Raw genomic sequence first — 15,361 nt, forward strand, 5'->3', positions numbered from 1 at the left:
GGTCAAACTCGCAAGATTTTAATTTTTCGTTAAATTTGTTATTCTCCAATCAACACTTTGGCTCCGACCGTATTCGATTATTAAGAATCAGCCATAATACTAATTCATAATAAAACATGGGCAGGAAGCCAAATTTCCAAGGATGTTTACCCTTATCACAAATAGAAGGGTCGACCGCAATGAGAGGAATGAGTCGTGCTTGAAGCCTACCGTAAACACGTCGAAGAGCGTGCCGCTGAAGGAATTGTCCCAAAACCTTTAGACGCAGAGCAGGTCGCTGCTTTGGTAGAACTACTGAAAAATCCACCTCAAGATGAAGAAGAGTTTATTCTTGATCTGTTTGTTAACCGAATCCCACCTGGCGTTGATGAAGCCGCTTATGTTAAAGCTGGTTTTTTAACTGCCGTTGCGAAAGGCGAAGCTAAATCTCCATTAATTTCTCGTGAAAAAGCCGCTGAATTACTAGGTACTATGCAAGGTGGTTATAACATCGAGCCATTAGTGAGCTTTTTAGATGATGAGCTACTTGCACCGATCGCGGTAACCGCACTTAAGCAAACATTACTGATGTTTGATGCTTTCCATGATGTGGAAGAAAAAGCCAAAACAGGTAACGCATTTGCGAAAGAAGTGATGCAATCATGGGCTGATGCGGAATGGTTCCTAAACAAACCTAAACTTGAAGATAAAGTAACCTTAACTGTCTTTAAAGTAACAGGTGAAACCAACACTGATGATCTCTCTCCTGCACCGGATGCATGGTCTCGTCCAGATATCCCACTTCATGCTTTAGCAATGCTAAAAAATGAACGTGAAGGTATTAATCCTGACGATGCGGGTAATGTTGGTCCAATTAAACAAATTCAAGAACTAGAAGAAAAAGGTCATCCACTCGTTTATGTGGGTGACGTTGTTGGTACGGGTTCTTCTCGTAAATCGGCGACTAACTCAGTGCTTTGGTTTATGGGGCATGATATCCCATACGTGCCAAACAAACGTGCGGGTGGTTTCTGTCTAGGTGGTAAAATTGCCCCAATCTTCTTCAATACTATGGAAGATGCCGGTGCGCTACCTATCGAGCTTGATGTTTCTAAAATGAACATGGGTGACGTGATTGATATTTACCCTCATGAAGGAAAAGTATGCAAGCACGGTACTGATGAAGTGATTTCTACTTTTAAGTTAAAAACAGACGTACTTTACGATGAAGTTCGTGCGGGTGGTCGTATTCCACTGATCATTGGTCGTGGTTTAACCGATCGTGCTCGTACTTCTTTAGGTCTTGAGCCTTCAGAAGTGTTCCGCCGTCCTGTACCGGTTGCTGAATCTGACAAAGGCTTTACGCTTGCTCAGAAAATGGTAGGTAAAGCATGTGGTGTGACAGGCGTTCGTCCTGGCACATACTGTGAGCCGAAAATGACAACAGTAGGATCGCAAGATACGACTGGCCCAATGACGCGTGATGAGCTTAAAGATCTGGCTTGTTTAGGTTTCTCAGCAGACTTGGTGATGCAGTCTTTCTGTCATACTTCTGCTTATCCAAAACCTGTTGATGTGAATACACACCATACGCTACCAGATTTTATTATGAACCGTGGTGGTGTATCGCTTCGCCCTGGTGACGGTATTATTCACTCATGGCTAAACCGTATGCTTCTGCCTGATACTGTTGGTACTGGTGGTGACTCACATACTCGTTTCCCACTTGGTATTTCATTCCCTGCAGGTTCTGGTCTGGTTGCTTTTGCTGCAGCTACGGGTGTGATGCCACTAGATATGCCTGAATCTGTTTTAGTGCGCTTTAAAGGCGAAATGAAACCGGGGATTACACTGCGTGATTTAGTCCATGCGATTCCTTACTATGGCATCCAGCAAGGTCTACTAACGGTTGAGAAAGCAGGTAAGATCAATGAATTCTCTGGTCGCGTACTCGAAATTGAAGGTCTTGAGCACCTAACGGTTGAACAAGCATTTGAGCTTTCTGATGCTTCAGCAGAACGTTCTGCAGCAGGTTGTACGGTGAAACTTTCAGAAGAATCGATTGCTGAATACCTTAATTCAAACATTGTGATGCTGAAGTGGATGATCTCTGAAGGTTATGGTGATGTTCGTACGATTGAGCGTCGTATCACAGCAATGGAAGAGTGGCTAGCTAAACCAGAGCTAATGAGCGCCGATAAAGACGCTGAATATGCTCATGTAGTTGAAATTGATCTTGCTGAGATTGATCAACCGATTCTTTGTGCGCCAAATGATCCAGATGATGCACGTCTACTTTCTGATGTTCAAGGTACTGAAATTGATGAAGTATTCATCGGTTCTTGCATGACAAATATTGGTCACTTCCGTGCCGCTGGTAAGTTACTGGAAAAACACAAAGGTGAACTTGATACTCGCCTATGGGTAGCGCCACCAACTAAGATGGATAAAGATCAGCTAATCGAAGAAGGTTACTACGGTATCTTCGGTCGTGCAGGAGTTCGTATTGAAACTCCGGGCTGTTCATTATGTATGGGTAACCAAGCACGTGTTGCTGAGAAATCAACAGTAATGTCGACTTCAACACGTAACTTCCCGAACCGTTTGGGTAATGGTGCGAATGTATTCTTAGCGTCTGCTGAACTATCAGCTGTGGGGGCAATTCTTGGTCGTATCCCGACCAAAGAAGAGTACTTAAGCTATGCTGAGCAAATTAATGCAACAGCAGCCGATACATACCGCTATCTGAACTTCCATAAGATGAAGCATTACACAGATAAAGCGGACACAGTGATTTTCCAAGAGCCAGCATAACGGCCTTGAGTTAATTTACTTACGTTATAAAACCGCTGAGTAATCAGCGGTTTTTTTCGTTTAAAGAGAAAAGGTCTTTTGACTCATTTACCAGCATTGACAAAACTTACTCACCACTCACCACTCACCACTCACCACTCACCACTCACCACTCACCAAGTCGCATTTCCAATCATTAGCAAGTAAACTCTCAGTATCCCCTAAAAAGAAAAAAGTGCTCCGTTATGGACTTTGAGTTTAAGAAAAATACTTTAGATGGTTATTATCGTGTGGTGTTCTCTTCAGGACATGAAGCCATTGGTCATTGGTTAATTGAAGAAATCGGTACTAATATCACAAAGCTGGATAGTGTTTTGCAACAAATTAGTGCGCAAAGAAATATTAACCAAGAATGGTGCTTATTAGGCCAAGAGTGGAGTCTATTTCTTGAGCAGAATGAAGTGCATATTTCTTCTAACCAGTTGTTAAGTCATGAGACCTCTATTTATGAAGAAAATAGAGAGGATGAGCTTTCGGCTTATAATGAAGAAAGTGAATCATGGTGTGGTATCGAAGACTTTGAACAAGTTTTGCATTCTTGGCGTGCATTTATCGCATAACCTTTCTTTTTCTCTTTCCTTGCTATTTTATTGTGAATTATACGCACTATTGTGGTGCGCATAATTTCCCGTCCAAATTCCATTGATTATCTATTTCTTTTAAATCAAGGTCTTACAAAGTTGGCATGCAACTTGAAAGAATTGTAAATGTTAAAGGAATGCATCATGACGAGGGAATGCAATGAAATTAATTAGTGCAATAATCAAACCGTTTAAATTAGATGATGTCCGTGAAGCGTTAGCTGATGTAGGCATTGAGGGGATGACTGTTTCTGAAGTGAAAGGCTTTGGACGTCAAAAAGGCCATACAGAGTTGTATCGTGGCGCGGAATATCAAGTGGATTTCTTACCGAAAGTGAAGGTAGAAATTGCCACTCAAAGTGACAATGTGGATCGTGTGATTGAAGCGATTATGAAAGCCGCACAAACCGGTAAAATCGGCGATGGTAAAATTTTCGTCTTTGATCTGCAGCAAGCAGTTCGTATTCGTACTGGCGAAATGGACGACGAAGCACTTTAAAGGATTAAGGGACGGAGAATTAAGATATGGAAATTGTAGAAATTAAATACGCGTTAGATACGTTTTTCTTACTGATATCTGGTGCGCTAGTCATGTGGATGGCAGCGGGTTTTGCCATGTTAGAAGCCGGTTTAGTTCGCTCGAAAAATACCACAGAAATTTTAACTAAAAACTTTGTATTGTTTGGTATTGCTTGCACCATGTTCTTATTGGTCGGTTATAACATTATGTACGTTGGTAATGCAGAAGGTGGCGTTTTCCCATCGTTTGGTGGCCTGATTGGCTCTCAAGGTGAAGGTGCTTCACACTCTTTAGAATCAGATTTTTTCTTCCAGGTAGTGTTTGTTGCGACTGCAATGTCAGTGGTATCTGGTGCGGTAGCAGAGCGTATGAAGCTGACTACTTTCTTGATCTTTAGTGTGGTGTTAACTGGCTTTATCTACCCAATTGAAGGTTACTGGACTTGGGGCGGTGGTTTCTTATCTGCTGCTGGTTTCAGTGATTTTGCTGGCTCAGGTATTGTTCACATGGCGGGTGCAGCAGCTGCATTAGCGGGTGTGTTGCTACTTGGTGCTCGTAAAGGTAAATACGGTAAGAATGGTGAAGTTCACCCAATTCAAGGTTCAAACATGCCATTAGCCACTTTAGGTACATTTATCCTTTGGTTTGGTTGGTTTGGCTTTAATGGTGGCTCTCAACTAGCGTTATCTTCAGCGGCAGATGCAACAGCAATTGGTCAAGTTTACTTAAATACCAATGCGGCTGCGGCGGCTGGTGCAGTTGCTGCTTTGATTACAGTGAAGCTGATTTGGGGTAAAGCTGATCTTACTATGATCCTTAATGGTGCCTTGGCAGGTTTAGTTGCCATTACCGCCGATCCAGCATCACCATCACCAGTAATGTCACTTGTGATTGGTGCCATTGCAGGTGTATTGGTTATCTTTAGTATCTTATTCTTAGATAAAGTGAAGATTGATGATCCAGTCGGTGCCATCTCAGTGCATGGTGTATGTGGTGTATTTGGTCTATTAATGGTTCCATTTAGTAACTCTGATGCAACGTTTGGTGCGCAAATTTACGGTGCGATAGTTATCTTTGCATGGGTATTTGGTGCTAGCTTAGTGGTTTGGAGTATCTTGAAAGCCACTATGGGTATCCGTGTTAGTGAAGAAGAAGAAATGGATGGCGTTGATATGCACGATTGTGGTGTAGCAGCTTATCCAGAGTTCACTTCAAATAAGTAATTTATCGCTAGATTAAATTATATTGTTATACTCTGTTACAAAGCCCTGCTCAATTTGAGTGGGGTTTTTTATTTTTGTGAGCTAACAATGATTGAGTTAAATTTCATTCTCCATATAATAAACCGCATTGATAATTGTTATCACTTCCATTTGATTTAAGGATGAGTTTAATGAAAAAGCTGTTATTAGCCTCTGCGGTTACCGCAACGACTTTTGCCCCTCTCGCTATGGCTGCAGAAGAAGTGAATGTTTATTCTTACCGTCAGCCGTTTCTTGTTGAGCCAATGCTCAAAGAGTTTGCTGAAGAAACGGGCATTAAAGTAAATGTGAAATTTGCTAAAGATGGCTTGGCAGAAAAACTGGTTCAAGAAGGTGAATATAGCCCTGCTGACGTAGTACTTACTGTCGATATTAGCCGTTTAGCTGAGTTGAGTGATAAAGACGTTGTTCAAGCCGTTAATAGCGATGTGATTAATGGGAATATCCCATCTCAATATCGTGATAAAGAAGGTGAGTGGTTCGGTGTAACAACGCGTTCTCGAGCCGTTTATTCATCAAAAGATCGTATAGGCAAGCTACCGGCTTCATTTGATTATATGGATTTAGCGAAACCTGAATATAAAGGCAAGATTTGTACTCGCCCAGGTAAGCACCCTTACAATGTATCTTTAGTTTCTGCTGTGATTGCTCACCATGGCGAAGCTGAAGCTAAGCAATGGTTAGAAGGGCTTAAGTCTAATTTGGCTCGCAAACCACAAGGCAGCGATCGCGGCCAAGTTCAAGCAATCAAAGAAGGCTTATGTGATTACTCTCTAGGTAATAGTTATTATTTTGGTAAAATGCTGAATGATGAAAAGCAAAAAGCATGGGCTGAAGCAGTATACATTAACTTCCCTGGTCAAGAAGCCTTTGGTACTCATGTGAATATCAGTGGTATGGCGATGGCAAAATATGCACCTAATAAAGAGAATGCGCTCAAACTTATGGAGTTCTTATCTGGTGATGTTGCACAGAAAATGTATGCTAAAGATAACTTTGAATCTCCAGTTAAACCAGGTGTTGAGGCTTCTAAATTAGTCGCATCATGGGGTGATTATAAAGCGGATGATTTATCGCTAGATGAAATTGCTGCTCATCATGAAGCTGCGGTGAAGTTATTAGATGAAGTGAAATTTGACCTGTAATTCTAGTCAAAGTTAAGTCGAAAATGAAAGGGGGAGCTTAGGCTTCCCTTTTGTGGTTTTTATAAGCGTGAAGTGGTCGCGATGAAGGAAAAGTATTTTAATTGGAAGTTAGGAAGCTGGGCGGTGATGGGGTTACTCATCTTGCCTATTCTCGCGATTTTTTATACAGCTATCGGTGAAAGTGACGAGCTTTTTTCACATCTATTTTCTACCGTTTTACCTACCTATACTTTAAATACCTTTTTCTTAGTTGCGGGCACTATGTTGCTTGCTTTGCTGTTTGGCATTCCTAGTGCTTGGCTGATGGCAATGTGTAAGCTTCCTGGGGAAAAAATATTGCAATGGGCGCTAGTTCTTCCCTTAGCAATGCCGGGTTATATTGTGGGGTATGTTTATACCGATTGGTTTGACTTTGCTGGCCCGATTCAAATTTGGCTAAGAAATACCTTCGAATTGACTCCGCAACAATATTGGTTCCCAGATCTTCGTACTTTACCCGGGGCGATAACGATTTTAGCGTTAGTGCTTTACCCTTATGTTTATTTATTATCACGTTCAGCTTTTATGGAGCAAAGCGGTTCATTACTACAATCTGCTCGGCTATTAAAATGTACACCTACACAAAGTTTCTTTCGTGTTTCATTGCCTTTGGCTAGGCCTGCGATTGCCGTGGGGCTTTCTCTTGTGGCAATGGAAACCTTAGGGGATTTTGGAACTGTCAATTATTTTGCTGTGAGTACGCTAACCACTGCAGTTTATGATACTTGGTTGGGGTATTCTAACCTTACGGCAGCCGCAAAAATCTCTTCCATTATGTTGTTGGTTGTCGTGTTACTGCTTAGCGCTGAACGTTATAGCAGACGCAAGCAAAAGCATTTCCAAGCTCAGTTTACTAACCATGAAGATCATCGCTATCCATTGTTTGGTTGGAAAAAATGGTTAGCACTTATATGGTGTTGGGGATTAGTGCTGGGTGGTTTTTTATTACCGATCCTTCAACTTGCTTATTATAGTCTGCATTACTTTTCAGATAGCTGGACAACCGAGTTTAAAGTTTATTCCTTGAATAGTTTAAAAGTCTCATTCAGCGTCGCGTTGGTTTGCGTAGTGATTGCACTTATTGTGAATTTTTATCATCGATTATCAGGGCAAGGCGGATATGTCTCGAAATCGGCGTTAATACCAATGCGATTATCTTCATTAGGGTATGCAGTACCGGGCACAGTGCTCGCCATTGGCATTATGGTAGCGGTATTAACGCTAGATCATAGTGTTAATGATGTGGCTAAATTTATGGATTGGGGAAGACCTGGGCTGATTTTCTCCGGTACTATGTTTGCGTTAGTGTTTGCATTGAGCGTTCGTTTTTCTGCTGTTGCTATCGGAAGTGTTGAGAGCGGTTTAGCGAAAGTGACACCAAGTTTAGATATGGCCGCTCGCACTATGGGGTGTAATTCTAGTCAGATGTTGCGTAGAGTTCATATCCCTTTAGTGATGAGAGGAACATTGATCGCGGGTTTATTAGTGTTTATCGAGTCAATGAAGGAGCTTAATGCCTCCATATTATTACGCCCTTTTAATTTTGAGACCTTGGCGACTTATGTTTATAACTATGTTTCAGACCAGCAATTAGAATTGGCAGCACTACCTGCAATCTTGTTAATTTTGGTAGGTTTACTGCCTTTAATTATTGTTAATCGTTCTTTAGAAAAGGTGCATTAAATGACCTCTCAACATCAAGCTGTAAAAGCAGAGTCTTTCGCATTAAAAATTGAAGGTTTGACGTGTCATTATCCCTCGCATACTCAACCTAAAATATCGACACCCGTTTTAGAGAACCTGAATTTATCGGTACAACAAGGCGAAATTGTTTGTTTGCTTGGCGCTAGTGGTTGTGGCAAAACCACCTTACTTAAAGCGATCGCCGGGCTGTTACCATTATCATCTGGGCAAATGAAATTAAATGATAATTTGATTGATGATGGCGAACATTGGGTCGCGCCAGAGCAACGCAATATCGGTTTGATTTTCCAAGATTACGCACTATTTCCTCATTTGACGGTTTCTGAAAATGTGGCTTTTGGGCTGCAAGACCATTCAAAATCACAACGAAGAACAATAGTCGAAAGTATGTTGGAGTTGGTTCATTTATCTGGGTTAGGTGAGCGTTATCCTCATCAGCTTTCTGGTGGACAACAGCAGCGCGTTGCGATTGCACGTTCATTGGCTTATCAGCCAGACCTTTTGTTATTGGATGAACCGTTTTCTAATATTGATACTCAAGTACGTCATGAATTAATTCGCGATATTCGCCGTATCTTTAAGCAGCAAGGAGTGACGGCAATTTTTGTGACTCACTCCCGTGAAGAAGCTTTTGCCTTTTCAGATAAAATGGCAGTGATGAATCATGGTGTTATTGAGCAATTTGGCAGTGCTGCGCAACTGTATTACCAGCCTTCGAGTAAGTTTGTGGCGAACTTTTTAGGAGGAGGTTGTTATCTACCAGCACAAAAACTGACACCGAGCCGATTTGATACGGTACTTGGTGAATTACAGGTAGTCGGTGATGATTCGATAGCGGTAGGACAAGGTTGTGAAATTTTATTAAGGCCGCAGCAAGTATTATTGCAATTGGATGAGAGTAGCGAGAATCGAGTGATTGAACAGCAGTTTATGGGCGATCATTGCCGTTATGTGGTAGATGTACAAGGCGTGCAATTACTTGGTCAATCACATCATTTACTCGAAGTAGGGGAAAAGGTGTCAGTGAGTATAGATTGTGATGGTGCTTTGGTATTCTAGTTTAAATAATTTGGTTTTAAGGAGAAAATGACAATGGAATTAACGGAATTTTTGCATCAAGTGACCACTGAGCCGCTATCGGTAGAGTTTGAGCTGACCATCGCTACGATTGATGCGAACTATAGCTTTACTCCAACCGCCTTTACCAATGGTGAGGTAGAAAATGAAGCAGGGCAAAATAATGGCTCTTGTAAGATCTTTTCCTTCGCTCAAATGCATAATTTAACGCAAGCGCAAACTCTAGCTTGTTTTGGTAAGTTCTACCGTGAAGATGTATTACATCACCCAGAAAACGATGATCATCAAAATATTCGTAATTTTATTGAGCATGGTTGGGATGGCATAACATTCTCATCGCCAGCGCTGAATTAATTATACCAATCAAATTAATTAGGTGGGCAAAAATTGCGAAGAAAAAAGCCTTGAGAACAAGGCATAAATTTCGATAAGTAGTTGCTCTACAATCAAAATTTATAACGCAGTTATCGAGGCTTTTAACAAGCAAGAATGATCATATCATTAGTGCGATTGGTATTAGCGCGGTTAATAAAAAGCCAGATAAACTAAAGCCGCGTAGAATGATTTCTTGCGCGGCTTTTTATTGTGTTCAGGATTTAGTGATTAGAGCGTGCTACCTAATACATCTGGCGGCATCGGTGTTTTATTGACTCTATGTAGGCCGATGACTGCTAGTAATGACATCGCAAGCATTAACGTTCCTAGTGGAAGCTGGTTTTGTGCTGGTATCATTGCTGCCAATAATGTTGCCATTCCCGCGCCGAAGTTCTGTATCCCGCCTAATAGTGCTCCTGCCGTCCCTGCATGTTGAGGAAAGGGGGAGATAGCACCAGTTGTCGCTGCTGGGAATAACACACCAGCGCCTAAGAAGTAGATAGTTGCGCCACCCACTAAACTTACCGCATTGGTGAAGCCAAATACTCCCGGAATAAATATTACCAATGAGCCAATCGCAATCGCGACTAAGCCGAAGTTAAGCGCTCGTTTTTCTGAGTGTCGAGAAGCAATCCAGCTCGACATTGCCGCTCCTAGCAAGTAGCCGGGAATCGGTACAATGAATAGTAAACTAACCGTGGTCGCGGCCAGCTTGAGTTTACCACCAAGTAGTACCCCTGCCGCCGCTTCAAATAATGCCACGCCAGCAAAAGTCGCGACTAGACATAGTAAGTAACCTTGGAATTGACGGTTGCCCATTACATAACGGTAGCTGGTTGCCACTGAATCATAGCGGCGTGATTCTTTTGGTAATGTTTCCGTCATGTGAGTGAACATAATAATGGTCACGCCAATGCTAAATAGAGCTAGAAACAAGTAGCTGCTGCGCCAATTAAATGCTTCCGTTAAGTAACCACCTAATAGCGGAGCCATTAATGGTGAAAACATTAGGCACATGCTGATCAGGCTATTGACCTTATGTAAGTCTTGCCCAGAAAAACAATCACGACTTAATGTTCTTGCCATCGCGCCGCCACAACCAATCCCCATACCTTGGATAAAACTTGCTACCAAGAATAAATGAAAGTTATGAGAAAATAGCGCCAAAATAGAGCCGGCAACGTAGATGACTAAGCCGACTAAAATAATAGGTCGACGACCTAAGCGATCCGATAATGGCCCATAAATAAATTGCGATAATCCATAAGGGATTAAATAGCAGGCCATCACCGCTTGCATTGAGGCTGCAGATACATGAAATTCATGTGCCATGTAACCCATTGATGGTACATACATGGTTTGCGTCATTTGGCCAACAGCCGCCAAAATGGCGATTAAGAAGGTTAGTTTGATTAAACTAAAAGGTGCAGACATGCATCTTCTCCACGATAAATTTAAGTAAGGGAAACGGCCAAATAATTGCCCCTGAATTTGACGTGGATATTAGAACTTAATGATTTCTTCAGCAATAAAAATATGAGTATCTTCACAAGAAGAAAATCAATGTTATGGATTAGTTTTTATAATGGTAATCGAGGCTAGGTCGCTTCGCTGCTAGGTCGCTTCGCTGCTAGGTCGCTTCGCTTATTCGAAATAATGAATGCTTTTGCTTTTGCTTTTGCTTTTATCTTTTTCGAGCAACGAGCAGCATAGCGCCCGAGAGTCGAGAAATGAAAAAAGAGATCGCAGCTTTCACCGCGATCTCTTCCAAACCTAGGGACTAGGAACTCGCACCTAGTAACCCTATACCTATAACGCTAAAAACGCTTTCATTTGGGCAACAACACTTTCCGCGGTTTGTTTATCTTCCATTTCCGAAAAAATACGTAGTAGTGGTTCAGTACCAGAGAAGCGGGCGATTACCCAACCGCCATTTTTAAAGTACACTTTCGCGCCATCGTCATAGCTGACTTTTTCGACTTCATATTTAAACTCTGGAAGTAATTTATCAACGTAGATCTTGTTGTACAGCACTTCTTTTTGCGCAGGTTTAAAGGTGCAGTCACCTTCAGCGGTGTAGGCATAACCGTAGCGAGCATAGATTTCATCTAGCATTTCCGACAACTTCTTACCGGTGACACTGATAAGCTCAACTAATAGGCTTGAGGCAAATACACCATCTTTACCTTTGATATGGCCACGAATGGTTAAACCACCAGAGCTTTCACCACCAATCAGTGAGTCATCCGCTTCCATTTGGCTACTAATGTGTTTAAAGCCTACAGGTACTTCAAAGCTTTTTTCACCGTGATCAGCGGCGATTTTATCGAGTAGATGAGTAGTAGCAATGTTACGTACTACCGAGCCTTTCCAGCCTTTGTATTCCAGTAAGTAGTAGTACAACAGCATTAACACTTCATTTGGGTGGATGAAGTTACCTTTTTCATCAATAATACCTAGGCGATCCGCATCACCATCCGTACCAATGCCGATGTCGTAACCTTCTGCTGCAACTAAGTGCTTAAGGCGGTATAGCGTTGCCGCACTAGGGGAAGGCATTAGACCACCAAAGGATGGGTTTTCACCATCGTTGATCACGTCCACATCACAGCGGCCATTGATCAAGACGGTTTGCAGAGCATTCTTTGCCACCCCAAACATAGGATCGATCAGTACGCGTAAATTAGCTTTTTTGATCGCTTCGATATCAATAAAGTTGATCACAGAATCCACAAAGTCGTTCATTGGGTTGATGATTGCAATTCGGCCTGATTCAAGCGCGTCTTCAAAATCGATTCGTTTAACATCGCGATCATTGAGTACCGCAATTTGCGCTTCGATCTTTTGGGTGATCACTTCATCGGCGTCACGACCACCTTCAATAAACACCTTGATGCCGTTGTAGTCGGCAGGGTTATGCGAGGCGGTAATACAAGCTGAATAAGTACAGCCCATTTTATTGCTTTGAAACATCACGATTGGCGTGGGTACAAAGCGATTGATAAAGCTAACCGTAATACCATTAGCAGCTAAAACTTCGGCAAACCAAAGGGCAGCTTTATCAGATAAAAAGCGGCGGTCATAACCAATCACGAAGCCATTATCTACAACACTTTCTTTTTGCATGATATTAGCGACAGCTTGAGCAACCATTCGCACGTTGGCTTGGGTGAATTCCTCACCGATAAAGGCGCGCCAACCGCCGGTTCCAAATTTGATCATTTTGATGTCCTTATAAAAGAGCCGAAAAGAACGGATACTCGTTTCTCGTGGCTCGACTAATTTTGCTTTGAAAATTCCATTCTTTTAAGTTTTCTTCGAGACCCGAGACCCGAGACCCGAGACCCGAGACCCGAGACCCGAGACCCGAGACCCGAGACCCGACTATCCCATCACCATCACAACTTCATTAACACTACCTGTTGCTTGAGCAGGAATTACACCGTCAATCGTTTCGCCATTTAACGTGATAGATTTGACGCCTTTGCTAACGCTGTTAGGGTTTTCTACTTTGATGTTGAAAGTCGCATCACGCCATTGGCGAGTGACTTCAAAGCCTGGCCAGTTAGTTGGAATACAAGGATCAATATTCAAACCATCAAAGCCTAGACGTACGCCAAGGATAAAGTTGGTGACCGCGAAGTAAGCCCAACCTGAAGTACCCGTTAACCATGGGTGGTTGGCACGGCCGTGATCTTGGTGATCGCGGCCCATCACAAATTGTACGTAGGAGTAAGGTTCAGCAATGCGCTTTTCAATCATGTCGTTTTGATTGTATGGGTTTAGCGCATCATAGAATTTCATCGCTTTATCACCACGGCCAAGTTTAGCTTCTGCTACCCATGCCCAAGGGTTTGGATGCGAGAAGATCGCGCCGTTTTCTTTTACTCCTTGATAAACTCGAGTAACAAAACCGATGTCATCGTTTGGCGTTGCAAATGAAGGTGAATTGAGGTGTAGGCCATACGGAGAGTACAAATGCTCATCTACTGAGTTCATGGCAATTTCGCCACGTTCTTGTGAAACCGCGCCAGATAATACCGCTAATGTATTGGATTCAAGATGTATCTTACCTTCGGTTTGTTGTGCCGTGCCTATCTTGTCGCCATCTTTGGTTAGGCCACGGATATACCAGCCGCCTTCTTCATCCCACAGGTGAGTTTCACATGCCTGACGAACGCCTTCTGCCATAGTGGTGTACTTGTCGACATCTTCCATTTTGCCAAGGTATTTGGCCAGATCGATAAATTCTTGTAGTGCCCAGTAGTGTAAGAAAGACACCATTGATGACTCACCGCCACCTAGGTTTAAGCAGTCGTTCCAGTCAGCGCGTAGACCTTTACAAATACCAGTATTACCTACGTATTCTGCGGAGAAATCGAGGGCCGCTTTCATGTGATCATACACAGAAGCATTGCCGCCATCGGCATAAGGGATTTGCTCATCAAAGAAGGATTCTTCACCAGTCTCCATGACATATTTACAAATGGTTGGAACGAGCCATAAGTGATCGTCTGAACAGGTATCTTCAATACCGTGGATCTTATCTTCATCACTTGGCGTTGGAACAACGGTTGGTGATTTCGATGGTTTGACGTCGGCTTTTTCAGGATCAAACCAGTCAGGATCAAACAAGTGCAGACCATAACCCGCTTTGACTTGGCCACGGAGTAGATCGACTAAGCGCTTGCGAGTCATTGCTGGGTTAGAATGAGGTACTGAAATCGCATCTTGCGCGGTATCACGGTAACCAAGGCCAGTACGACCACCGACCTCAATAAAGGAAGCAAAGCGCGACCACACCACACAGGTTTCAGCTTGGTAAAGTGTCCATGCGTTAATCATGGTATCTAAGCCTTCATTGGGTGATTTTACTTGGAACTTGGCACAACGTTCATCCCAATGCGCTTTAATGCCCGAAAATGCAGCATCAACGTTAGCGAGATCTTGGTATTTAGCGCGTAGTTTTTCGCCATTATTTTTACCGATACCTAGGATGAAAGCAAAACGTACTTCTTCACCAGGCTGGATAACAAATTGCTTATGTAGAGAGCCGCAATGGTTATAACAAGTTTGCGCTGAGTTAGAGCATTTACCTTGCTCAACCGCGATCGGGTTAGCTTCATCACGGTATAATCCTAAGAAGCTATCGCGTTGGCCGTCGTAAGAGTCTGGATCAAAGGTAGAGGCTAGGTAATAGAAACCTTCATAGTCATTGGTGTTGTAGTAAAGATCATATTCGATCACACCTTCACGGTAAGCGGTGCCTGCTGAATACAAAGACATTTGGTGGTTCTGATTATCCGATTGAATATGGCTAAATGAGAACTCAACAAATGAGAAAGCACTGATGGTACGTGGTTTATCTGAAGTGTTTTTAATTACGACATCCCACACTTCCGCATCTTCTCCTTTCGGAATAAACAGAGTTTTAGTCGCGGTGATGCCGTTGTATTCACACTTGAATTTTGAGTAAGACAAGCCGTGGCGAACTTCATAGTTGGCTTCATCTAGGCTCTTTGCCACTGGCTGCCATGAAATTGACCAGTAATCACCGGTTTCATCATCACGTAAATAAACGTAGTGTCCTGGGCGATCAAAGCTGGCATTAGGACGGAATTTGGTTACACGGTTATATTCTGGTGAGTTATAAAAAGAGTAGCCACCAGCATTGTGAGAGATCACCGTACAGAACTTTTCAGTTCCTAGGTAGTTGGTCCATGGCGCAGGTACATCAGGGCGAGTGATGACATATTCACGATTGTCGTTATCGAAAAAACCGTATTTCATAATGTAGTCCTTACTAAAAAATAAACCTTGGAAATG

The 15,361-nt window shown here is 42.6% G+C and carries 11 protein-coding genes; 8 read left to right on the forward strand and 3 right to left on the reverse strand.

Annotation, left to right across the window (positions count from 1 at the left end; genetic code table 11):
• Nucleotides 1-195 precede the first annotated feature (195 nt).
• The 8 genes from acnB (at nucleotide 196) to ACE3G9_RS06735 (ending at nucleotide 9,514) form a co-directional block, all read left to right on the forward strand.
• Nucleotides 196-2,793: a bifunctional aconitate hydratase 2/2-methylisocitrate dehydratase gene (acnB, locus tag ACE3G9_RS06700; protein WP_417880229.1), complete on the forward strand. Its 2,598-nt coding sequence runs from the start codon at nucleotides 196-198 to the stop codon at nucleotides 2,791-2,793.
• 224 nt (nucleotides 2,794-3,017) lie between these two features.
• Nucleotides 3,018-3,392, forward strand: a complete 375-nt coding sequence (locus ACE3G9_RS06705; protein WP_449218749.1) for a YacL family protein — start codon at nucleotides 3,018-3,020, stop codon at nucleotides 3,390-3,392.
• Nucleotides 3,393-3,573: 181 nt separating this feature from the next.
• The gene (gene glnK, locus ACE3G9_RS06710) at nucleotides 3,574-3,912 is read left to right on the forward strand and encodes a P-II family nitrogen regulator (RefSeq protein ID WP_027696300.1); all 339 of its coding nucleotides are present in this window, start codon (nucleotides 3,574-3,576) and stop codon (nucleotides 3,910-3,912) included.
• Between the two features lie 26 nt (nucleotides 3,913-3,938).
• Entirely contained in the window at nucleotides 3,939-5,156 is a 1,218-nt protein-coding gene (locus ACE3G9_RS06715) for an ammonium transporter (RefSeq protein ID WP_417880227.1), read from the forward strand.
• A gap of 170 nt (nucleotides 5,157-5,326) precedes the next feature.
• Nucleotides 5,327-6,340 (forward strand): Fe(3+) ABC transporter substrate-binding protein, encoded by a 1,014-nt coding sequence (locus tag ACE3G9_RS06720; RefSeq protein ID WP_449218750.1) that lies wholly within the window; start codon nucleotides 5,327-5,329, stop codon nucleotides 6,338-6,340.
• A gap of 81 nt (nucleotides 6,341-6,421) precedes the next feature.
• The gene (locus ACE3G9_RS06725; protein WP_417880225.1) at nucleotides 6,422-8,062 is read left to right on the forward strand and encodes an ABC transporter permease; all 1,641 of its coding nucleotides are present in this window, start codon (nucleotides 6,422-6,424) and stop codon (nucleotides 8,060-8,062) included.
• Nucleotides 8,063-9,142, forward strand: a complete 1,080-nt coding sequence (locus ACE3G9_RS06730) for an ABC transporter ATP-binding protein (protein WP_417880224.1) — start codon at nucleotides 8,063-8,065, stop codon at nucleotides 9,140-9,142.
• Nucleotides 9,143-9,175: 33 nt separating this feature from the next.
• Nucleotides 9,176-9,514, forward strand: coding sequence for a HopJ type III effector protein (locus ACE3G9_RS06735; RefSeq protein WP_449218751.1), 339 nt, complete (start codon nucleotides 9,176-9,178; stop codon nucleotides 9,512-9,514).
• A gap of 249 nt (nucleotides 9,515-9,763) precedes the next feature.
• Here the strand turns inward: ACE3G9_RS06735 and emrD are convergent, their stop codons facing one another.
• The 3 genes from emrD to ACE3G9_RS06750 form a co-directional block, all read right to left on the reverse strand.
• Nucleotides 9,764-10,969: a multidrug efflux MFS transporter EmrD gene (gene emrD / locus ACE3G9_RS06740; protein ID WP_417880222.1), complete on the reverse strand. Its 1,206-nt coding sequence runs from the start codon at nucleotides 10,967-10,969 to the stop codon at nucleotides 9,764-9,766.
• A gap of 375 nt (nucleotides 10,970-11,344) precedes the next feature.
• On the reverse strand, nucleotides 11,345-12,757 hold the full coding sequence (locus tag ACE3G9_RS06745; RefSeq protein ID WP_417880221.1) for a phosphoglucomutase/phosphomannomutase family protein: 1,413 nt from the start codon (nucleotides 12,755-12,757) through the stop codon (nucleotides 11,345-11,347).
• A gap of 162 nt (nucleotides 12,758-12,919) precedes the next feature.
• Nucleotides 12,920-15,325 carry a GH36-type glycosyl hydrolase domain-containing protein gene (locus ACE3G9_RS06750; protein WP_449218752.1) on the reverse strand — a complete coding sequence of 802 codons (2,406 nt, stop codon included), beginning with the start codon at nucleotides 15,323-15,325 and terminating at the stop codon, nucleotides 12,920-12,922.
• Nucleotides 15,326-15,361: the final 36 nt, after the last annotated feature.

Source organism: Vibrio sp. E150_018, from assembly GCF_053544035.1.

Bases quoted from the DNA above. Each gene is read 5' to 3' on its own strand.
- ACE3G9_RS06720 (WP_449218750.1), top strand. From the start codon at position 5,327: ATGAAAAAGCTGTTATTAGCCTCTGCGGTTACCGCAACGACTTTTGCC.
- ACE3G9_RS06750 (WP_449218752.1), bottom strand. From the start codon at position 15,325: ATGAAATACGGTTTTTTCGATAACGACAATCGTGAATATGTCATCACT.
- ACE3G9_RS06730 (WP_417880224.1), top strand. From the start codon at position 8,063: ATGACCTCTCAACATCAAGCTGTAAAAGCAGAGTCTTTCGCATTAAAA.
- ACE3G9_RS06715 (WP_417880227.1), top strand. From the start codon at position 3,939: ATGGAAATTGTAGAAATTAAATACGCGTTAGATACGTTTTTCTTACTG.
- ACE3G9_RS06745 (WP_417880221.1), bottom strand. From the start codon at position 12,757: ATGATCAAATTTGGAACCGGCGGTTGGCGCGCCTTTATCGGTGAGGAA.
- emrD (WP_417880222.1), bottom strand. From the start codon at position 10,969: ATGTCTGCACCTTTTAGTTTAATCAAACTAACCTTCTTAATCGCCATT.
- ACE3G9_RS06725 (WP_417880225.1), top strand. From the start codon at position 6,422: ATGAAGGAAAAGTATTTTAATTGGAAGTTAGGAAGCTGGGCGGTGATG.
- ACE3G9_RS06705 (WP_449218749.1), top strand. From the start codon at position 3,018: ATGGACTTTGAGTTTAAGAAAAATACTTTAGATGGTTATTATCGTGTG.
- ACE3G9_RS06735 (WP_449218751.1), top strand. From the start codon at position 9,176: ATGGAATTAACGGAATTTTTGCATCAAGTGACCACTGAGCCGCTATCG.
- glnK (WP_027696300.1), top strand. From the start codon at position 3,574: ATGAAATTAATTAGTGCAATAATCAAACCGTTTAAATTAGATGATGTC.